This window comes from Sphingobacterium sp. UBA6320 (assembly GCF_002440335.1).
Taxonomy (GTDB): Bacteria; Bacteroidota; Bacteroidia; order Sphingobacteriales; family Sphingobacteriaceae; genus Sphingobacterium.
The window spans coordinates 149,369-171,723 of sequence record NZ_DJTA01000010.1 but is presented as its reverse complement, the minus strand read 5'-3'; the positions used below and the strand labels follow the sequence as shown (position 1 = coordinate 171,723).

General features: G+C 38.8%; 18 protein-coding genes. 12 read left to right on the top strand and 6 right to left on the bottom strand.

What is annotated here, in order from left to right; translation table 11 throughout:
- Window positions 1–206 precede the first annotated feature (206 nt).
- From B3P23_RS06635 to B3P23_RS06620, 4 genes are all read left to right on the top strand, one after another.
- Entirely contained in the window at window positions 207–1,733 is a 1,527-nt protein-coding gene (locus B3P23_RS06635; protein ID WP_293925158.1) for a PAS domain-containing sensor histidine kinase, read from the top strand.
- Window positions 1,726–2,091 (top strand): response regulator, encoded by a 366-nt coding sequence (locus B3P23_RS06630; RefSeq protein ID WP_045755874.1) that lies wholly within the window; start codon window positions 1,726–1,728, stop codon window positions 2,089–2,091. Before B3P23_RS06635 ends, B3P23_RS06630 begins: the two co-directional genes overlap by 8 nt.
- A gap of 312 nt (window positions 2,092–2,403) precedes the next feature.
- A complete protein-coding gene (locus B3P23_RS06625) occupies window positions 2,404–2,589 on the top strand; it encodes a hypothetical protein (RefSeq protein WP_045755873.1) in 186 nt (61 codons plus the stop codon).
- A 617-nt stretch (window positions 2,590–3,206) separates the two neighbouring features.
- Window positions 3,207–3,803 (top strand): methyltransferase domain-containing protein, encoded by a 597-nt coding sequence (locus tag B3P23_RS06620; RefSeq protein ID WP_045755871.1) that lies wholly within the window; start codon window positions 3,207–3,209, stop codon window positions 3,801–3,803.
- Between the two features lie 15 nt (window positions 3,804–3,818).
- Here B3P23_RS06620 and B3P23_RS06615 read toward each other — a convergent pair whose 3' ends face one another.
- The 3 genes from B3P23_RS06615 to B3P23_RS06605 form a co-directional block, all read right to left on the bottom strand.
- Window positions 3,819–4,538, bottom strand: coding sequence for a YoaK family protein (locus tag B3P23_RS06615; protein WP_293925157.1), 720 nt, complete (start codon window positions 4,536–4,538; stop codon window positions 3,819–3,821).
- A 281-nt stretch (window positions 4,539–4,819) separates the two neighbouring features.
- Window positions 4,820–5,176, bottom strand: a complete 357-nt coding sequence (locus tag B3P23_RS06610) for a response regulator (protein WP_045755869.1) — start codon at window positions 5,174–5,176, stop codon at window positions 4,820–4,822.
- 460 nt (window positions 5,177–5,636) lie between these two features.
- Complete coding sequence (locus B3P23_RS06605; RefSeq protein WP_293925156.1) at window positions 5,637–6,941, bottom strand: Gfo/Idh/MocA family protein; 1,305 nt, start codon at window positions 6,939–6,941, stop codon at window positions 5,637–5,639.
- A 559-nt stretch (window positions 6,942–7,500) separates the two neighbouring features.
- Here B3P23_RS06605 and B3P23_RS06600 point away from each other — a divergent pair.
- The 8 genes from B3P23_RS06600 (at window position 7,501) to B3P23_RS06565 (ending at window position 18,509) form a co-directional block, all read left to right on the top strand.
- Window positions 7,501–8,580: a hypothetical protein gene (locus B3P23_RS06600; RefSeq protein ID WP_248753432.1), complete on the top strand. Its 1,080-nt coding sequence runs from the start codon at window positions 7,501–7,503 to the stop codon at window positions 8,578–8,580.
- Between the two features lie 163 nt (window positions 8,581–8,743).
- Window positions 8,744–9,268: a sigma-70 family RNA polymerase sigma factor gene (locus B3P23_RS06595; protein ID WP_248753431.1), complete on the top strand. Its 525-nt coding sequence runs from the start codon at window positions 8,744–8,746 to the stop codon at window positions 9,266–9,268.
- Between the two features lie 163 nt (window positions 9,269–9,431).
- On the top strand, window positions 9,432–10,541 hold the full coding sequence (locus tag B3P23_RS06590) for a FecR family protein (RefSeq protein ID WP_293925155.1): 1,110 nt from the start codon (window positions 9,432–9,434) through the stop codon (window positions 10,539–10,541).
- Window positions 10,542–10,560: 19 nt separating this feature from the next.
- On the top strand, window positions 10,561–13,587 hold the full coding sequence (locus tag B3P23_RS06585) for a SusC/RagA family TonB-linked outer membrane protein (RefSeq protein WP_293925154.1): 3,027 nt from the start codon (window positions 10,561–10,563) through the stop codon (window positions 13,585–13,587).
- A 15-nt stretch (window positions 13,588–13,602) separates the two neighbouring features.
- Complete coding sequence (locus tag B3P23_RS06580; RefSeq protein ID WP_293925153.1) at window positions 13,603–15,252, top strand: RagB/SusD family nutrient uptake outer membrane protein; 1,650 nt, start codon at window positions 13,603–13,605, stop codon at window positions 15,250–15,252.
- Between the two features lie 12 nt (window positions 15,253–15,264).
- On the top strand, window positions 15,265–16,275 hold the full coding sequence (locus B3P23_RS06575; RefSeq protein ID WP_293925152.1) for a purple acid phosphatase family protein: 1,011 nt from the start codon (window positions 15,265–15,267) through the stop codon (window positions 16,273–16,275).
- Window positions 16,276–16,688: 413 nt separating this feature from the next.
- On the top strand, window positions 16,689–17,597 hold the full coding sequence (locus B3P23_RS06570) for a helix-turn-helix domain-containing protein (protein WP_293925151.1): 909 nt from the start codon (window positions 16,689–16,691) through the stop codon (window positions 17,595–17,597).
- A 72-nt stretch (window positions 17,598–17,669) separates the two neighbouring features.
- A complete protein-coding gene (locus B3P23_RS06565; RefSeq protein ID WP_293925150.1) occupies window positions 17,670–18,509 on the top strand; it encodes an SDR family NAD(P)-dependent oxidoreductase in 840 nt (279 codons plus the stop codon).
- Between the two features lie 108 nt (window positions 18,510–18,617).
- Here B3P23_RS06565 and B3P23_RS06560 read toward each other — a convergent pair whose 3' ends face one another.
- From B3P23_RS06560 to B3P23_RS06550, 3 genes are read right to left on the bottom strand one after another with little or no spacing between them, the layout of a single operon-like run.
- Window positions 18,618–19,466: a glycerophosphodiester phosphodiesterase family protein gene (locus B3P23_RS06560; protein ID WP_293925149.1), complete on the bottom strand. Its 849-nt coding sequence runs from the start codon at window positions 19,464–19,466 to the stop codon at window positions 18,618–18,620.
- Between the two features lies 1 nt (window position 19,467).
- Window positions 19,468–20,667: a purple acid phosphatase family protein gene (locus tag B3P23_RS06555; protein ID WP_293925148.1), complete on the bottom strand. Its 1,200-nt coding sequence runs from the start codon at window positions 20,665–20,667 to the stop codon at window positions 19,468–19,470.
- Between the two features lie 28 nt (window positions 20,668–20,695).
- Window positions 20,696–22,348, bottom strand: a complete 1,653-nt coding sequence (locus B3P23_RS06550; RefSeq protein ID WP_293925147.1) for a SusD/RagB family nutrient-binding outer membrane lipoprotein — start codon at window positions 22,346–22,348, stop codon at window positions 20,696–20,698.
- Between the last annotated feature and the right edge of the window lie 7 nt (window positions 22,349–22,355).

Sequence of the window (22,355 nt, the reverse complement as noted above, 5' to 3'; positions counted from 1 at the left end):
TCATCTTTAAACAAAGAAAAATAGTGGAATAAAAGGATACAATAGATGAATGTGAAAGATGAATGATTTAATTTTATGGGGGACAAATGAGGGTCAATTAAAAAATAATTGAATCAAAAGGAGTTGAAAAGGCATAATATTTGTAAAATCACCATACAGATATTAAGTTTTAAAGATGAAGTTTTTATAGCACAAGACTTCACAAAATGAAATTAAAGTATATGATAAATGAAAATCTCCATATATATTTACAGGCCTTAAACTCGGCCAACTCTGGTATTATCATCACTGATAATTTGCAACCAGATAATCCGATAATTTATTGCAACAGTGCGTTTGAAAAAATATCAGGTTATTCAAATGATGAAATAATCGGTCACAACTGTCGATTCTTACAAGCACAGGACAGATCCCAAGCCGAAAGGCAATTACTTAAAGATAGTATAAGAGAGGGAAAAGAGTGTAAGGTCGAAATTAGAAATTACCGCAAAAATGGTCAATTATTTTGGAATGAGTTATTAATTTCCCCAGTCAAAAATGAGGAAGGTTTAATCACACATTTTATCGGTGTGCAACATGACGTAACAGATCGAAAAAGAGTAGAGTATGAATTGCGTGAAGAAAAATCCTTTATAGAAGATAAAATACGCCAACGTACCAAAGAACTTATGGTCAAAGAAGCATTCTTGTCCAGTATCATTCAGACGGTGAGAGAAAGCTTATTAGTACTCGATTCCAATTATGTTGTATTAAGTGCCAATAATCACTTTCTAAGTACATTTAAAGTATCACAAGAAGAGACTGTTGGTAAAGTTCTTTTTGAATTAGGAAACCATCAATGGGACATTGCCCCCCTAAAAGACCTTTTGACAAAGATTTTGCCTACCAATAATCCAGTTACTGATTATGAAGTAGAACACCATTTTCAACACATCGGAAAAAAAGTAATGCTGCTCAATGCATATCGAATAGAGCTCGAAGGACAATATAAAGATCGGATATTAATAGCAATAGAAGATATTACAGAAAAAAAAGAATTAGATCGTCGTAAAGATGATTTTCTTTCGATAGCAAGTCACGAATTAAAAACTCCACTTACCACCATAAAGAGTCTGGTACAACTTCTTCAACGTATGGATCCGGCTAAAAATCCAGAAAAGTTTACTACTTCTCTCGATAAAGTATCCGTATACATTGAAAAATTGAATAAGCTTATTTCGAAATTACTGGATACATCTAAAATCCATTCCGGCAATATTGAATTGCATATGGAACCGTTTGAAATTGATAAAACCATAAAGGATGCGATCGAAAATCTGTCTGTTGCTATACCTGGACATCAGATTTCATTTACAGGCTGTACAAATGCGACTGTTATTGGCGATGAAATGCAAATATTACAGGTAATTAATAATTTAATTTCCAATGCAATCAAATATGCTCCAGGATCTAAAAATGTGGAAGTTTATATCAATAATGTAGGGAAATTTGTTAAAATATCCGTCAAAGACTATGGAATGGGTATTAATCACCAAGATAAGATCAAAATCTTTGAAAGATTTTTTAGAGCAAGCGATATTCAAAAAAAATATCCTGGCTTAGGAATAGGATTGTATGTATCTCATGAAATTGTTGTCAATCATAAAGGAACTTTATGGGTTGAAAGTGAGATTGGTGAAGGATCAACATTTAATTTTACATTACCAATCATGAAAAATAAAAACTATGGATAGTAAAAAAATAATGGTTTGTGATGATGATCAAGGAATACTTGATGTACTTCAAATGTTACTCGAATTAGAGGGATTTGAAGTTTTACCTCAGATTAATAGTATTCATGTTATTAAAGAAATTCTAACGTATTCCCCAGACATCCTTTTACTGGATTTATGGATGCCCGTCTTGTCTGGTGACCAAATTTTAAAAGCCATTCGCAATACACCGGAGATAAAAAAACTACCTGTTATTGTCTTATCCGCAAGTGGCGATGGAAATAAAATAGCGATGGAAGTCGGGGCCGACGGCTTTATAGCCAAACCTTTTGACCTTGATGATATCATAACAAAAATAAATAGCTTATTACCAAACTAATGGTAATAGGCTTGTATAGATCATCCCAACTCAAATCAACTCTAATGTTTCTTTTTTCTCATAATAAAAAACTTTCCGTTCCTTCAGAGGTTATATACAGTATGAATTGCTGATCAAATTACAGCAATAGGCATTAAAAATATAAATTTTGAAAAACAAATTATTTAATTCACTTGCTAACAAATGAATAATAGCAATCAGGCTTACTATTTCTGGTAGTATTAGAGATCGAGCAGTTTTTCGTAATTAAAACAAAGGTGGTTTTACAATTATCAGAAAAGTCTATACTTATACAATTTAAAATAAATAAAAATGAATGTAAAACGCGTTTTCGGCACTGTACTCACTATTCTGGGTATTATTGCTTTAATTTATACAGGATATGAACTTATCAATAAAAGTACAGCATATACGACCTTTATCGTAGTGGGGATGATCGGGCTAATCTTTTTTTTCTCAGGCATAGGCCTAGTCAAAAATACAAAAGACGAATCCTAATCTGCTCTTCCGGCGATATCCAAATGAACAGTTAAATGATAGGGGTGCTCGCTACTAATAGGTAGCGAATCGCTTGCAGATCCATTCTCCTATCACTTTCCGATTATAAGTTATAGATATGCCCCAATAAGTAACGAATTTATTGGGGCATATTTAATATTCATCATTTCCTATCCCGCTACATCTCATTTTCACAATCGAGATCGATATCACCATGACATGAGTTACGGATTCAGCAATACACAGATCCAATTTTAAATCTTATGTTGTTTCACTATTTTTGTAAAAAGACTATTTCTCAATCTAAAGTAGCAGCATAATGGTTGTAGGCAAAATATATTATTGTAATTTAGTAAAATTAAATATCCGTGATGGAGCTGATACCGTTGGATGCATCCATACAAATCCACGAGAACATTTGAAAATGATATTCATAAAGAAATACAAGAAATGTCTATCGGCAAATTTAGATGATGAAATCAGCTCAAAATACAATTAATGACGAGTCCTGAACCGATAATCATCTACTTAAAGAATTTTAACACGAATAGCTTACATAAATGATAGGACCCATCTATTTACTGGATCATCCTATTAATTCATAACCACAAAAACAAATGATTTTTAAAGCATTGAGATCAGATGTAAATGTTGATGATAGTACATTTAACGATTTATACCCCCCTAACATAAAAAAATTAGCACAAAGACATTGGACTCCGGTGGATGTTGCAAAGATGGCCGCCAACTATTTGGTACAGCACCCAAATGACAAGGTTTTAGATATAGGTGCAGGTGCAGGCAAATTTTGTCTTGTTGGGGCATCTTGTACAGCAGGTAAATTTTATGGAGTTGAACAACGCCAATCACTGGTCCAGATTTCCAATGAAATCGCACAAAAACATGCTATTGATAACGTAGAATTTATTCATGCAAACATTGATCAAATCTCTTTTGCAGATTATGACGCTTTTTATTTTTACAATTCTTTTTATGAAAATATGGATACATCTTGTCCGATAGATCACGATATCATACCCGACAAAGAGCTCTATCATGCCTATACCGAATACCTTAGAAAACAACTCGTACAAATGCCGATCGGTACACGAATTGTTTCTTATTGGAGCGGATGGGATGAGATTCCCACGAGTTTCGATCTGGATAAGACCGCCTGTAGTGGACTACTCAATTTTTGGACAAAAATCAAATAACTAGATTTCGCCTGATCAATGATGATTGCTCTGATGTTTTCTTATGAATCTATAATAACCCAATAGCATTCGGTCATTATAAAGCGCCACCAATAAAATAAATATCGGTAGACACAACGTTCTTCGATCAAACCATCCATACATCAATGCTCCTATTATTCCTCCACAAAAAAAACCTCCGATAATAATTGCTTTGAGCAGGATAGCACGTTTTAGGCGCTTACGTTCATTGCTTTTTTTATAGAAAATCATTTGGGATAATTCTATTCCTAGATCTGTAAACAACCCTGTTAGATGAGTGGTACGTACCACCGAACCTGATATTTTTGTCACCAGTGCATTCTGTAGCCCCATAGCCATCAATAATACACAGGAGAACACAACAGCATAGTTAGCCGGTGAAAAAGCAACAAGTACAAGGAGAAAAATTTCAATAGAGAGCGGCAGCATATAAGAATAATGAGCCGCACCTCTGGAAGTCATTTCCATGGTTGTATTCGCTAAAAATGCGCCCAAGAAAAATGAAATGACATAGATGATGCTTAAAAAAGCTAACCCATAATTATTTGAAAAAAGTTCTTCTGAAAAAAAAGCGAAGTGTCCGGTCACATTTGTTGTCAATGTCTTAAAAGACAAAACCCCCACGATATTCACCACACCAGCAACAATCGACAATAATGCCGCCAGTTGCACATTATGGACAAAAGTACGTCCCCTATCTCGATGCCTAAACATAATAATGAATATAAATATATAAGGAATCTAGCCCTGCCCTAGCTTTGGAGTGCAATAATTTCTTTAGATTAAAAGAAAGAGAGGCTTAGATCACACCTTCAAAACTACATTTTTTAAACTTAATCTAAGTCTTCTTTCTCTATTGAGATCTCACTTGTTGTAAGAAATATTCAATAAAAACTTTTTAATCATTTAAATTTCCAGTTATGGATGTAAATCGATCTTTCAAGTAGCATCAAAATAAAATGGCTTCAATTGAAGATAAAGAAGCCATTCTACAATTAAGAATTTTTTTTCACCACATCAACCATATGATCCAGATCAAATGGTTTTTCAATATAATCATCAGCTTTGCAGTCTTTTGCCTTTTGAGGTAAGTCATAAGATGTCGATGTTAACACAGCAGAAATATCTTCCGTTTCTGCATCACTTTTCAGCTGCTCAATAACTTCAGAACCTTTTTTACTGCCCCTGATATGCTCATCCACGACTACAACATCAGGATCGATCTCGTCAATCTTCTCAATGGGCTCAGTTGATAACGATGAAGTAACCTCAAAACCTTCATCTTTCAATACTTCATCCATTATATCTAGAATATCTTCGTCATCCTGAATAAGCACAACTTTCTTTTTCATACCGCTACCATTTTTTTACAAATATAAAGTTATAATTCAATATTCTAAAGCCCCTGAAAAACAAAACATAAACATCATAAATAGTAAAAATCAACCAAATAAAGAATGCGATTAGTATTTACTATAAATCCGATCCCAATAGCAATCAAACAAAAAAATCATTAAATAAGAAAACGATCCAAAATGTCTCTTATTTAATGATTTTTTTTATGTAGATCTACACGCTGTTTTTAGAAAGAAACCATCAGCATACTGAACAATTAATCTCCTCAAGTTGATATTATCCATAATTCTCTAACTGTACATGTCCTTACATCAACACAGTTAAAGATATTCTTTGCTAATTTTATTGATCGATCACAATTCTTAAGATTGAATAGCTTTTATGAGAACCCTCCAGATTGTCATTGTGTGAGCATATTAAAGTGCTCTGCCACAAACACAATAGTTAAGGATAAACTTAAACTTTTGGCAAGCGGTATCCATTATGGTAAGCTGCCGAAATTAATTGATCAGCCTCAGCCATACCAAAAGACCACGTATCTGGATTCCAATAAATTTTCTTTCCTGTACGGTATGCAATGTTACCCATTTGTGAGAAAATTGCAATTTCAGCACCTGCTTTCACAGGACAGTTTAAAGTAGATGAATCTCTACTTTTAACGGCTTCGATAAAGTTAACGGCATGCAGGTCCAATCCATCATCCACGGCACGTTGAAAAGCAACCCCCTCCATACGTCCCTTTTCGGGTATGACCTCCCAACCACTCCGATTAAGTACTAATGTTCCGTTATTTCCAATAAATGCCACCCCATGGTCCTTTCCGTAAGGACCTCCGTCAATACCAGTAGCATGCTCCCACTGAATATTAAAACCCTCAAATTCGTAGACCGTTGTCAAAGTATCAGGAGTCTGGGCAGCATCTTGCGGATAAGCAAATTTTCCACCAGAAGCCATAATTGAAATCGGTGTGGATGCTTTCATTCCCAGTAGTGCATAATCAAGCATATGAACACCCCAATCCGTCATTAATCCACCTGCATAATCCCAATACCATCTGAAATCAAAATGAAAACGATTTGGATTAAAAGGCTGTTTCTTTGCTGGACCTAACCACAGATCGTAATGGACACCAGCAGGGACTGGTCCATCTGGCTTGACCGGAATACTTTTCATCCATCCTTGGTATGCCCATGCTTTTACCAGACGTATTTTACCCAACTTACCAGAGTGTACAAAAGCCACAGCATCTTTAAAATGCTGCTGACTGCGTTGCCATTGTCCCACTTGTACAATTGATTTATTTTTCTCTACAGCTACCATCATCGCGCGGCATTCTGCGATCGAATTGCCCAAGGGTTTTTCAACGTAAACATCCTTTCCTGCCTGACATGCTTCTATCATCTGTAAACAATGCCAGTGATCAGGAGTACCGATCACCACCACATCCACGTCCTTACTTTTTAATACATCACGATAGTCTGTATAACCTGTAGCGGTAATGCCTCTTTCTCTAAGTTCTTTTATCCGCTTCTGAAGGACATGGTTATCAACATCACAAAGCGCTGTACAGACCACATCAGGATGCTTTAATAGGGCATTAAGATCGGACCAGCCCATACCATTGATACCAATAGCGGCAACACGGATCTTACGATCATCCCCTACTCCAGCATATAGTTTAGGAAATATAGCCGTCAATCCAGCCATTGTAACAACGGCTGTTGAATTTTTAATAAACTTTCTTCTTGATGTGTTATTCATAATCGTTTGCAGTTTGTTCGTTTATTTTTGGTCTTCGAACGAACGCACAGAGGTCAGTGCATCAGTTCAATTTATATGTCTCAATGACATTTAATATATAAAGAACCGTATTTTATTTAACAAAAACAAAAAAATAATAAAACTGTACCAGGTCAAGTTTGGGAACGCTGCCCTATCATACAAGATCAGCCTATTTTAAAACCGCAATTAAATAATCTTTACAGGGCTATTAATTTATTTTCAAAATCAGTACCTTAAAGATATGCACCTGAATGAAGATCCACATCATTAAAAATACTAGCCATCATGCCCTCATATCCCTGTCGTTCCTAACATACTACTGGTATCTCTGGTTAATTTGCAACTACCTTAACTCTGCTCCCATAAATACACCTTATCGTTGCTCATCTACACATTCAGCAACAAGATCTTTTCCCTGTTAAGATAAAGTTAAATACCCAAACTTTCTTGGGTATGAAGTGTTTTTTAACTATATTAACAAAACACACAACAAATATCAGTTTTAAATTAAATTTCTGATTAATAAAATGTAAAAGTTATGATATTAAAAGAACAATTACAGAAAATCGCCAATGTAAAAAGTATTCCTTGTGTAACCATATCACTGAATACACATCGTACGCATCCCGACAACCTGACAGATGCAGTTTCATTGAAAAATTTACTTAAAGAAGCCGAGGATCGATTGACTTCAGAGTTTGATAAAAAAACGATCGCACCACTATTAGAAAAAATACAGACTATAAGTGCTAAAATTGATCTCAATTATAGCTTGGACAGTTTACATATTTTTCTATCCAATGATACCGAAGAAATTATAAAATCCGCATGGCAGACCAGCCACCAAGGTGTCCATATCGCCGAAAGATTTGCTGTACGCTCACTCATCAAATCCAACAATAGAAGTACCAATTATGTATTGATGTTACTGTCTCAGAGTGGCGTACATATTTATGAGGCCGTCAATGATAGCATAATCGGTGAAATCACTAATGATGACTTTCCTTTTGCTGAAAATACACTTCAAGTTGAAAATGCAGACCAGGGCAGCAATGCCCGGAAAGTGGACAACATGGTGCGCGAGTATCTAAATCATGTCGATAAAGCATTCGTAAAAGTGCACCACGAAACTGGATTGCCCTGCATCGTGATTGCTACAGAAGATAATTACAGCAAACTACAACAGGTAGCCGATATACCAGCTGCTTATATTGGTCATGCCGCAATCAATTATAATCATGTAGCTCCTCATGAAATCGTCAAACAATCTTGGAAGATTATTGAATCCCTACAACAGCAAGAACGCACACAAGCCATCAGTCAGATGAAAGAAGCTGTTGGGACAGGTAAAGTACTGACCGACTTACAAGAAATCTATCAAGCGGCATTAGATGGTCGCGGAGAGCTTCTGATCGTTCATAATGATTTTGCGCAACCAGTGGTCATGCTAGACGAAAGAACTTTTGATCTAGTAGAAGATACAAACCACGAAAATGCAGTTGATGATATTGTGAGTAATATCGCTTGGGAAGTATTGTCAAAAAAAGGTCGTGTGGTCTTCACAACACAAGAAGATTTAGCCGATCTAGGAGAAATAGTCTTACAAGTTAGGTATTAATGACTTAAAACAGTCTCACTAATCCATCCTGATCAATGGCAAAGTATACCATACATCAGGATGGATGAGTATCCTGATCAAAATTTAAATGGATAGATTCTTTACAAAATCATAATATTCGCTTAATAAATATGCCGCAAGGACAATTTACCTTTGCTCAGGTATGGAACATATTAAAGCAATAAAAGAAGATAACCATCAAATTTTCACTCAGGTCTATGACCAATATCATACCCAAATTTATAGCTTTATTCTACTAAAAACCCGTTCCGAATACATTGCTGAGGAAGTAACACAACTTACGTTCATCAAATTATGGAAGCAACGAAACCAATTGAACGAACAACTGGGCATTCATATCCAAATTTTTGGAATGGCTAGACAAGTGATGATCGATTTGCTCCGAAAAGAGTCTAACCGTTTTAAGTATGAAGGCGAATCGGCAAATACCCCATTCACCGACAGTTTGATAACTGCTATCGAAAGTAAAGATATCTTGCAGATCATGGAGCAGGACATCGAAAATATGCCCAAAATGCGTCGTATTGTTTTTGAATTGAGTCGTAAACAAGGACTCACGCATAAAGAAATTGCTCAGCTCTACTCCATTTCCCCAAAAACGGTCGAACACCATATTGGCAAAGCGCTTATGCAACTCAAACAGCATATATATTCGATTATGCTCTAGGTGACATATAGGTATCTTACACAAATTAGACACTCCATTTCGCAACCATTAACTTATTCATAATAAGATAAATAAAATTAAAAATACTTCCGTATTCCATCCATCCTAGATTAAATAATTGTTAAGTCGCTAGGGATAGCCTGTCGAACCACGTAATACTATTATGAGGTTCAGAAAAAAGAAAACAGGCAATCAGCAGAAAAGTGTGGAAAAGCAATTTATCCGAAAATATTTATGGAAAGATCCATCCATCATTGAAGATATATTTCCTGATCAAGAATGGCAGTCCCATGAAGGAGATCCTAATCAGATCACTCCCTCAACTAAAATGGCACAGTACATCCGTGACAGAATCAACAAGGAAAGTAAACCTCTAGAACAGCATTCCAATAGCAAAATTGATCTCAAACGGGTTACCTATTATGCCGCTGCTTCGGTCATCGTATTGTTATCATTAGGTATTTGGTTTTGGATAAAACCAAATACTTATATCAACAGTCCTAATCTAGTCGAGCAACAAAAAAAAACAAGTATTAAAGAGGATACGACCTGGATTTCATTAATCAACAACCAGACATCCATCCAGACACATACTTTGCCTGACCGCTCTAAAGTCAGATTATTTGCGCAAAGTACCATCCGTTATCCAAAACATTTCAGCAACCAGAACCGCATCATCTACTTAGATGGGAAAGCCTATTTTTCAGTTGCAAAAGATGCCTCACGTCCCTTTAGCGTATACGCTAGCGGAACAAAAACAACTGCTCTGGGCACCTCTTTTACTATTGATACACGCAAACAAGCAAAACATATATCTGTGACACTCCATACCGGAAGAGTTGTCGTTGCTTCAACTGCTCAGCACCCTGCATTTGAAAATGTATTCCTAAAAAACAGCGGAGAATCGCTATATTTTAATACGAAGATGGATATCATAGCGCATCATGCCGGTGTTATTAAACAAGCAGTAACAGCGATCAGTACTCCTGACCAAAATAAGACAAGCCCTACTTTACTTCAACTCAACAATATTCCATTGTCTGAGGTTTTTGTTACCCTCAATACAACCTATAACGCTTCAATAGAAATAGGTGAGCAAGACGTAGCTAACATCCAATATACAGGCAGTATCGATCCACAGCACGAAACACTGCAAGAAGTACTGACAGTGATCTGTCTCATCAATGACCTGCGTTATGTGCAAGAACCGGATGGTTCTTATACCATCTATCGTCAAAAAGAATCCATAACCGATCAGCTTATCAATCCATAAATCAATTACTAATAAAATCATGTTTAACAAACAGAACCAATTCAGAAAAAGCATGTTATTCTTTGCACTGTTTACTGCAGGGTTTACCCAAGTACAAGCACAGCAGGAACAAGTAAAAGGAGCAACACAAGATGAAAATGGCAAGTTTTTATCTGGAGTCAGCATTAAAGCCCTTCATCGGGAATCGGGTAAAGCTTTCACGACAAGTTCTTCCGAAAAAGGACTTTTCTCTTTTCGCAATCTGCCCGAAGGTGGTCCCTATCAATTTATATTTTCTTCGGTAGGTTTTCGATCAGATACCCTATCCGGTTACCGTGTCCAACCTGGAAAACCATTGGCATTAAGTGTCAAGCTTACCCCCACAGCAACGACATTGGATGAGGTGGTTATCGGATATGGCCGTATCGCCCGAAAAGATCTTACCAGTTCCATTACGACCGTCAAAGCAGAAGATATGAATGTTGGTGTCATGACCTCTCCTGCTCAGATGCTTCAGGGTAAAGTACCGGGATTGACCATATCTACCAACAATAGTAATCCCAATGCCGCACCTTCGGTCAGTTTGCGTGGCGCTTCGACCTTAAGAAGTGGAGAAGCAATGGAACCGTATTATGTGATCGATGGAGTGCCTGGGGCATCACTTGCGCTTGTGGCACCAGACGACATCCAGTCGATCGATGTCTTGCGTGATGCATCGGCAACGGCTATATATGGATCCAAAGCCGCCAATGGTGTAATTATCGTGACGACCAAACGCGGTAAAGCTGGACAGGCAAGTATCAGTTACAACGGATATTTAGCAATAGACAACATCGCTAAACGGTATGAGATGATGACCGGAGCGCAGTATAGACAGTATATTGCTGACAACAAATTTTCGATGGAACCTACAGATGACCTCGCTGCAAATACCGATTGGCAACGCGAGGTAGCACGTACGGGCATATCCAATAATCATAATGTATCCCTTATCGGTGGTACAGAGACAACGCAATATAGTGCCAGCCTCAATAGCTTTAAAAACAATGGTGTGATCAAAGGAACAGATTTAGGCCGCCAGATCGCGCGTGGATTTGTACAAACCAAAGCACTGGACAATCGCCTGACTGCTTCTTTCAATATCAATACCAGTATCACCAAACAAAATGATGTCCTAGCGCTTGGCGATGGCTTAAGTGTATACGATGCCATGTATTATTATTTACCCGTATCTCCGGTCCGGACAGAATCTGGTGCTTGGTTTGAAAAAACAGATCGTTCTCAATATATTAATCCCGTGTCATTGATAGAAGAGAATACGAACTATACCAAAAGCAAAATGATACAAGCGCATGCCAAAGTCGGTTATAAAATATTGCCCAGCCTGACCTATAACATTGACCTCTCCTTACAGAACCGTCAGTATAACAATGCGCAATACTATTCTAGTTTATCCATGGCAGCACGTAATCAAAATGGAAAATCTATCCGCGCTGCAGTAGAAGATGAACGCAAGATCATGGAGATGAACCTGAGCTTTGATCGCACATTTGGAGATGTACACAAGTTTTCAGCGTTAGCCGGTTATTCCTGGGAAGAAAACAATAATAATGATGGGTTTCAGTTGACGACTTCGGACTATTACGATGATGGATTAAGCTATTATAATCCAGGTATGGCCAATGTTGTGGATATCTTGGGGTTTGGTAACTATTACCTTTCGACATTACGTATGATCTCTGTATATGGAAGAGTAAATTATGCTTATGACAATAAGTACCTTTTTCAAGCTACAGTAAGACGAGATGGATCTTCGGCATTTGGAGCCAACAACAGATGGGCGACTTTCCCCTCCATTTCGGGAGCATGGAGACTATCCGAAGAATCCTTTATTCGTGATATGAATTTCTTCGATGATCTTAAATTGCGTGCTGGTTATGGCGTCAGCGGCAATTCTTTGGGCTTCGATGTATTTACCGCAAGACAAGTCTACGGCGCCACATCAAGTTTCTACACCGATGCTTTCGGCAACGATCTTCGGACGCTCGCAGCGCTTCGTAATTCAAACCCAGATTTACGATGGGAACGCACTGGGATGCTCAATCTAGGTCTAGATTTCGCATTTCTCCATAATAGATTAAGTGGTACATTAGAATTTTACGATAAAAACACCACGGACCTCATTTATGATTATGCCGTTTCCACGACCAAGTATTTGTATCGATCATTAACAGCCAATGTCGGTGAAATCAATAATAAAGGAATCGAGCTCTCCCTCCATGCTATTCCGGTAAAATCAACACATTTCAATTGGAACACAGGCATCGTGGCATCCCATAATAAAAATATAGTAACCCGTATTACCAACCAAGAATTTTCGACTGACTATGTAGATTTAGCAGACTTAGGTGGAGCCGGTCAAAGTAATGCTTTTCAGCAACGGCTTCAAGAGGGTGCCCCAATTGGTCAGTTCTACACGTGGGAATGGGCTGGTTATAATGATGCAGGTATATCAACCTTCTATGTACGCGATGCACAAACCAAACAAAGGACAGGTGAAACCACCATCACGCCAACCAATAAAGATCGCACCATCACCGGAAGTGCGCAACCAAAGCTAACTTTAGGATGGAACAATACGTTAACCTACAAAAACTTTGCTTTAACCGGTATGTTTCAAGGAGTATTTGGTCACAAGGTCATGAATGCGACACGAGCACGCCATTCCAATGTTGTGGGCAATGCCGGTCAGAAAAACCTCCTAGCCAGTGTGATCGAGACGGAAAAAGCAACCGATATCAATGCACACTATTTATCAGACCGTTATCTGGAAAATGGCAATTACCTACGCTTAGCCAGCCTCGGACTGTCCTACAACATTCGAAATATCGGTGACCAATTGAAAAACATCAAGCTTTATGCTACCATGAACAATGTATTTGTCCTCACCAACTATAAGGGGGTAGATCCTGAAGTAGATCTTGGTGGCCTCACCCCTGGTATTGATAACAGGCAGACCTATCCACGCACCCGAACCATCCTGTTAGGTGTAAACTTTAACTTATAATCAGCATATTTTATCATGAAATCAAAACCATATTTACGTCTTTTTACCCTATCTGCATTTGCGGCAACTTTAGTTGCCTGTACCGATTTAGATGTAGACATCAAATCACAGTATACCGAATTTCCAACTAGTGATAGAGCAGCAGAAGCCATATCAGCAGATGTTTATGCTGCATATCGAGCTGCATTAGGCAACAATCACTGGATGGCGCAAACCCTATCCTCTGACGAAGCCGTGAGCCTTTCTTTGGGTACCGATTGGTATGATGGTGGTCGATTCCGCGAACTCCACGTCCATAATTGGACTCCTGATAATGCCATCCTGCCAACGATTTGGAATGCAGCTATGTCCGGTATCAATCTTTCCAACAATGTACTGGCTATTTTTGGGGATAATGAAAGTGATAAAGCCGCACCAATGCGCGCCATGAGAGCTTACTTTTACTTTATATTGATGGACAATTTTGGAGGAGCACCACTGATCACCGGCAAGGTTGATCAAATTCCAGATCGCTCCTCACGATCTGAAATTGCCAACTTCATCTCCACCGAATTATTAGCTGTTCGAGATCGTTTGCCCAAAGAAGTTTCTGCCTCCACATATGGTAAAGCAACACGTTACATGGCAGATGCTTTGTTAGCCAAATTATACCTCAATTGGGCCGTATATACTTCGAGTGATGTCGCAAACTACACCGCAAGCATGCCCAATGAAAAACTAGCACAAGTAGTAGCGATGTGCGATGACATTATTGGGTCTGGTCAATTTAACCTCAGCAGCCACAAGTTCATGGAAAAATTCCGTCCCGACAATGGTCCACAGATCAAAGATTTCATATTTGCTATGCCTTTCGATCGAGAGAAACAGCAAGGAATGAATTATGCACGCTTTTGGATACACCGCAGCGGACAAAATCAATTTGCCAAACTACCACAAAGCGTAGGTGGCACATTTCGCGTATTACCCACTTTTCTAGCCAAATTCAACCTGACGGGTGATGACAGAAATGCGGCTTACATGGGTGGACTTCAATATTATTGGTCTGACTATACTCCAGATTTAACGCGTCCATTTTTAATCAAAACTTCTAAAAAAGGGATCGATCAAGACTATGCCGGAAGCGATGCTAATGTCACTTTTGACTGGCATATGGAAACGACCAAAGAAATCAAACTTCGCCCAGATGGAGGTCCGACACTCAATGCAGGTAATGATCAAAAAGGGCGATCAATGGGCTACCGGTCGGTTAAATTTTACATGGATGTAAACGTCACGGCTGCAAATAATAGAAACCAAAGTAACGATGTGCCGATCTTCCGATATGCCGATATTTTATTGATGAAAGCCGAAGCGATCTTGCGGGGTGCAGCACCTACTCATGGGGAAACACCCATGTCGCTCATGAATCAAATACGTGCCTATGTCCATGCTCCTGCATTAACTGCTCCACCTACTTTAACCGATATACTGGACGAGCGAGCAAGGGAATTTTCTGATGAATCTTGGCGCAGAAATGATTTGATCCGTTTTGGTAAATTTGAGGAAGACTGGGGATTCAAATCTTTATACAGCGCAGGATATTCAGAACGCTTCCGCCGTATATTTCCTATCCCAAGACCTGTGATGGAAGTGAATACAAAATGGAAACAGAATAACGGGTACTAATCACAGTTGAACATGAAAAGAAGAGCATTTGTCATCAGTACCTTGGGTACTGCTCTGGTCAGTAGACTTTCTGCTTTACCTTTAGGTCCTATAGTTGCTGGATCAACAACAAGAATAGAAAGCGCAGATATCGATAGCCGCGCTTTGCTAAGAGACGAGTATGATCTGCATTTTTTAGCTGTTGGCGATTGGGGACGCAATGGTGCTGATCATCAGATCCAGGTGGCACAGCAAATGGGCAAATGGGCCAGCGAACATCCCAATGATTTTATCATCTCGACAGGTGATAATTTTTATCCTTCAGGTGTTGCCAGCGAACACGATCCGCTATGGCATTATTCATTTGAAAATGTCTATACCGATTTCTCTTTACAATGGGATTGGTATCCGATCTTGGGAAATCATGATTACAAGTCAGATCCAGATGCCCAGATACGCTACAGCAGCATTAGCCGGAGGTGGAAGATGCCAGCACGTTATTATAGCAAAACATTTAAGATCAAGGATGACGTCGAGGTGCTTTTCGCTTTTATAGACACCAATCCATTGATACCCGAATTCTATCAGAATAGCGAATATGGGCCCTATGTGACGGGTCAACAACCTGAAAAACAAATCGCTTGGCTAGATGAGCTCCTTCAATCTTCTAAAGCAAAATGGAAGATTGTAGTGGGGCATCATCCGCTATATACGGCAGGTCCACGCACGGAGAACTATGATACATTAGCCGTCAGGAAGGTCTTGCAACCCTTGTTAACCAAACATCGGATTCCATTATACCTGTCTGGACACGAACATTCTATGCAGCATTTAAAGATGGATAACAATTGTTTTCATCAGTTTATTTCAGGAAGCGGTTCTGAAGTGACTCCCGTTAAAAAGGGTTTAAGTTATAGTCGCTTTGAGGCCTCTATTTATGGGTTTATGTACTTCTCCCTAAATCAGGATCGATTACAGGTGCAGTGCATCGACCACCAAGGAAACGTTATTTACAGCACCATCCTTTCTATCGATACACCGTAAACAGGAGCAATAAAACAATCTAGTAATACAAGGAGATACAGATTTTGTATCTCCTTTTTTTCCATACCTTAATTAAAAATTATAGATCATTTTACATAAAAACCACTCTCACGCCTTTTGGAACCAGACTCCTATTTTTCCATATTGACCCATCTCTTCAACAGTTGCAATAATATCCAATTTGGTGATACATAGTGTTGCTAAGCTAAATTTTTCTTGATCTTGTTAAACTAATCATCCATTGCACCCCTTTTCATGATCGCTAAAAATGCTGCTAGGACATCAATAACTAATGGATTTATACCAATTGTATCTATCAAAATTTTTCAAATAGATACGATGAAGTCTGGATTAAAGACTATTATAGAAAAACGAGCACGCTTTCATTTGTTTGTTTTTTGTAACTTTGAAAAATGGAAAAGACACAATCAATCGAAGATTTTTATAAGACCAAGCTCAATTGGGTGCCTGATAATATCCGGAAAGAGATTGGCCATTTTAATGTATTTAGATTAGATGATTTTGTAGGCAGCCATGCCAAACCGGTACCATACAGTAGGAAAGACTATTATAAAATCAGCTTAATTATTGGCAAAAACAAAATTTATTATGCCGATAAGGAAATCGAGATAAAAAAGCAAGCACTTTTATTTGCCAACCCTCAGATCCCCTATAATTGGGAATCAATTGATGACGAGCAATCCGGTTTTTTCTGTGTGTTTACGCCTTCATTTTTTCATCATTTCGGAAACTTAAGAAATTATGAAGTCTTCCAGCCTAATGGAACTCCAATTTTTGAACTTAGCGACGAACAAACCGAAAAGATAAAGCATATCTACTTGACTATGTTCGAAGAAATTGATTCGGAGTATGTACATAAATACGACGCATTGCGAAATTTGGTGTTTGAAATCCTGCATCAAACCTTAAAAATGCAGCCCGCAAAAAAGATCGAAAAACAGGAAATCAATGCTTCACATCGTATCGCTATTTTGTTTCTGGAATTACTAGAAAGACAATTTCCTATTGAAGATACCAGACAAAGGGTACATTTTCGTTCTGCATCTGATTTTGCTGGTCAACTTGCAGTGCATGTCAACCATTTGAGCAGAGCAGTCAAAGAAATCACCCATAAAACTCCCACCCAAATCATTGCCGAACGCTTGCTACAAGAAGCCAAAGTTCTTTTAGTCCAAACCGATTGGAATGTATCTGAAATTGCTTTTGCATTAGGCTTTACCGAAGTGACGCATTTCAATAATTTCTTCAAAAAACATTTAGACATTAATCCCACGAAATTTAGAAATGTTAGAATTTCGTAAGTTATTGTTAGCTTTTCGTTATCCTACTCTTGAGCATCATTTTACATTTGTATTATCATAAAAATCAAAACGATGAATACAAAAAAAGTATGGTTAGTCACAGGAGCTTCAAAAGGTTTGGGCTTATCACTAGTGAAAAAATTATTAAAAGAAGGATTTAGGGTAATTGCCACCTCTCGGAATAAACACGCTTTGATCCAAGAGCTTGGTGATGTATCGGATTTATTTTTACCAATAGAAGTAAACTTATCCGACAACGAGGATGTAAAAAATGCAATTGCAACGAGTATGACTCATTTTGGAAAGCTAGATGTTATCGTTAACAATGCAGGTTTTGGACAAATAGGCACTTTAGAAGAATTAACGGACGAAGAAGCGAGAAGCAGTTTTGACATCAATGTCTTCGGCTCCTTAAATATCATTAGAAACGCGATGCCTTATTTACGCCAACATAAATCGGGACATATTTTTAATATTGCTTCGATAGGTGGTTTTTCGGGGGGATTTGCAGGTTGGGGAATTTATTGTGCCACTAAATTTGCTGTTGCGGGTTTAACAGAAAGTCTAGCTGAAGAAGTAAAAGGATTTGGAATAAAGGCAACGGTCGTATATCCAGGATATTTTCGCACCGATTTTCTAGCTAAAGGATCTGTCCAGACTCCGCAGCATACGATAGCAGCATACGAAGCCGCCCGTCAATCTGAACAAGCACACTTGAACGATATTGATGGCCATCAGCCCAATGATCCTGATAAAGCAGCCGATGCATTAATCGCCATAAGCAAATCAGAAAATCCACCCGTACATTTGTTTTTGGGAAGCGATGCGTATGATATTGTTTATAAAAAGATAGATATTCTCACCAATGATGTAGAGCAATGGAAAAGTTATACCCTATCAACGGCACTATAATGACATTATTTTTTCACAAATAAAGCATAGAGCCTCAAACAGGCTTTTAAAACACGAAGTGTCTTCTATCATATGACAGAAGACACTTCGTGTTTATAATTGCTCCATTTATTTATTTTCACTCCCTAACATCTTGGTCCATAGCGCTGGATAGTCCGTCTGAATAATCTTAATATAAGGATACTCCTTTAGAAACAGTTCGTAAACACGATTACCCTGCCTAAGCGCTTGCTTATCGATATCACCCAAACTATTCATCCATAAGATGACACCCTGATCTTTAAGCTTTTTCAAGTGTTCAACGTTTTGGAAAGATTCATCGATATGCACCACAGAGGTCAACTTTGACTTCAGTATGGCATTCAAGTCTTTCCTATTTCTTGCTCGTGGAAAAAGGGTGATCATAGGATGAAGCGAATAAACTTGTTTCATATCTTGGTGATCATAGAGAAAAAACAAGACTTCGTCAATCATATTTTCTGCAGCAATCAGGTCAAAAGCGTTTGCTATATATTTTTTATTCTCTTCCTTAAAATCGATATCGACGATAATTTTACCCTTACATATACGAAGTACTTCCTGCAAAGTAGGAACCTGATATGGAGAAGCAGAACCATGAGGTGTCTCCCGCAAATAAAGCTCCTGAATATCAGCATAAGTTAGATTACTGACCGTTCCTTTCCCTGTAGTGGTACGATCCACTGTTGCATCATGCATCACGAGTAGCACCCCGTCTTTTGTACTTCTGACATCAATCTCAACGATAGAAACCCCTAAAGATATGGCCTCCAATATCGCTGGAATAGAATTTTCAGGATACTGTGTATGCACCCCTCGATGTGCCGCAATATGGATGTCCTTTTTGCCCAACTCTGCTAACAATCGCACAGACTGTGCATAGACCGTTGAAAACAACAAACATGATGCGATCAAAAATATACGAATAGCATGTCCCATTTTATTTCTTAGATAATTCAAATGAGTCAAACAGCTGCCCATTGAGTTTATAACTTGAAAAATAAAGCTTTTCGTCAGTCACCCGAATAACTTGGTAGAGCTGTGTCTGCGCACCTGACACTTCCATCCAACGTTCCGAATCAGAGCCATACATCTTTGGTCCTGCTACTGAAAGGAGATATACCGGACGAACTTGACCAGCTGTTCCTCTTGCATAGGTATGATCATGTCCCTGCAAAACCAGATCAACGCCATACTTTTCGAAAATAGGTCTAAAACGTTCACGAAGGATCGTGTTATCTCTATTCTTTGCTGTTGAATAAACCGGATGATGCATCACAACAATATTCCATTTAGCTTTTGAGGATGCCAGAACATCCATTAACCATTGTTCTTGTTTTTGAGCAGCAATAGAATCCAACATGATTAATTGTGAATTTAATGAGATCATGCGCACATCTTGATAATCTAGGTAATACACCGCATCCTGCATATCCGCAGGTCCATTTTTAGGAAGATGAAATTGCATTTTCCAGTGCGGATCTAAGACCAGCTGCCCCAAAGAGTCCCTGCGGTATTCATGATTGCCCGGTGTGGGTACAGCAGGTATCATCTGATGGATAAATCCTACTCCTTCATGCCATTCACCCCATTCGCTATCGTTATTGGAACGGTTTATCAGATCGCCAGCATGAACAATAAAACGTGCATTAGGCTCCTGTTGAAAAGCTTTACGAATGGAACGGGACCATTTCGAACGTAAATCATTCTGTGCATCGCCCAGGTAAATAAATGAAAAACCACCCTTTAGATCTGCCGTACGAAACTGATTCCACGCACTCCAATTCTCCCCATCGCCTACACGATAAGCATATACTGTCCCCGCTTTCAATCGCGCAAACGTAACTTGTCCATAGCTATCTAGTTGGCTACTGCCCTCTATTTTTAACTGACTCTTGATCCCTGTCACTGTTTGTGCGCTCTGCTCCAGATCGGGTCCGCTTTGCTCCTCAACCACCTGTCCTATGATTTTATTGGAACTGCTATTTATCCTCCAGGTCACGGATTGTGTCGTAGCAGGATTATCGGACCAAGTCAGGACCATACGGTCAGGATAGGCACCTTGGTTCTGAATTTGCGCCGTACTTATGCGTGTGAGACAGCACAAGCTCAATAATACCATTACATTTTTTATATTCATGATCATCTTTATTAGTTTTTTCTATGTTTTACCAAGGTTTATTAGTTCCCTGCAAAAGCCAGGACTTAGACCATGCACTATTTTCATTATCTGCTTGGGAGTATGCTGTCTTTTCGATACGTGCTAAAGCTTCTGCAGCATTCTTTTGATTGACACTCATTTCATTCTGCATATAGGGTATCCTTAGGGGTAGTTGTGAACGGCTAGCTGCAGGACCTGCCTTTAGCAACGGAAGCCCTGTCCTTCTATAGTCAAACCAAGCTTGAGATGCAGTAGTCCAATTCGAAATCCATTTCTGTTCCATGATCTGTGCCAATGTATTATCAAAAGCAACCCCAGGCTGTTGAATATAGGCACTATAATCATTTTCTACGCCCCAACTTTTAAGCGAATTGCGCACCCCTTGTTCATAGTATGCCTTAGCAGAACCTGCTAAGGTCCATCCTTTCTTGGCAGCTTCTGCCAATATAAAATTCACCTCAGATGCAGCAAGTAAACGAGCCTTCAGCATCCCACCTTTAGCGGCTTTATAACGATCATTCAGATAAGAGACATGTGGATTGATCGAAGTCTGCCCCGGGCTAGGATTGAGATTATAAGCTGATGGGTTTTTAGAAACACTAGGTGGCAATCCTACGTATTCGACATCTACATCTACAGCAATACCTTTGACTACATCTGGAGAAACAATACGTTTACCATTTACAATTTTATCCGTTCCATTTGGCTCTGTCGAGCGAATTTCAATTGGAATCTCTACTTTTTTAGCCCATACAGCGATACGCGGGTCATGAAGCTCTTGTAAACGGTCGACAAGTGTTGCACACATTTTCATTCTTCGGAAGTTACTTCCACTGGCATCAAAAACGGTATTGGACGGCCAGGAATCTGCTGCATTATTTCCCATAAAATCCATCAACACATCATCCTCCGCAGATGTAATTAATGGAAAATCTGTCGGACTTGCGACCATCTCTTCTATTCCTTTTCTGGCATACGAACTTCCTTTCTCAGCGATACGCATATAATATCGAAGCGCCAGCGAGTTGGCAAAGCGACGCCATTTGGACACATTCCCTCCAAAATAGATATCTGCGCTTGCCAAAACATCATAGCGGCCATTAGGTTTTGAAAACAAGGCGTTTGCCTGTTTCAGTTCTTCAATTATGCCCTTATAGATCACGTCCTGTCGATCAAACTTGGGAAAATTGTACTGCACCCCTCCCATTTCGGCTTTGAGCGCATCGGTATATGGAGCATCACCCCATAGATCGGTGATCAGTCCAAAAAGGTAAGCACGCATGACCAGCGAAACTCCTTGATGAAAGTCTAGTCCTAATTCTTCTGCACGGCGACGCATCAACTCGTTATCACGTAGATAGCCGTAATAAGCATCCCAGCTTAAGATTCCACCGGTCCATTTATAATCATTGTGTGCATCAAACCAGGCATCCAATTGCGTGTACTGCACGACCCCTCCAAGATCTGTAAAACTGAGTTCATTATATTTACTAGCCGTACCAGCAAGTATAGTCGGCAACAGCAGGTTAGGATTTGCCTGCTCCTCACTTACACCATTGGGATTGATGTTGATTTCAGTAAGATCTTTACAGCCCGATATCTGTAAACTGAGCGTCAATGCCAATAGGGCTATTTTTATAGTTTTAAAATGATTGTTCATCGTTATA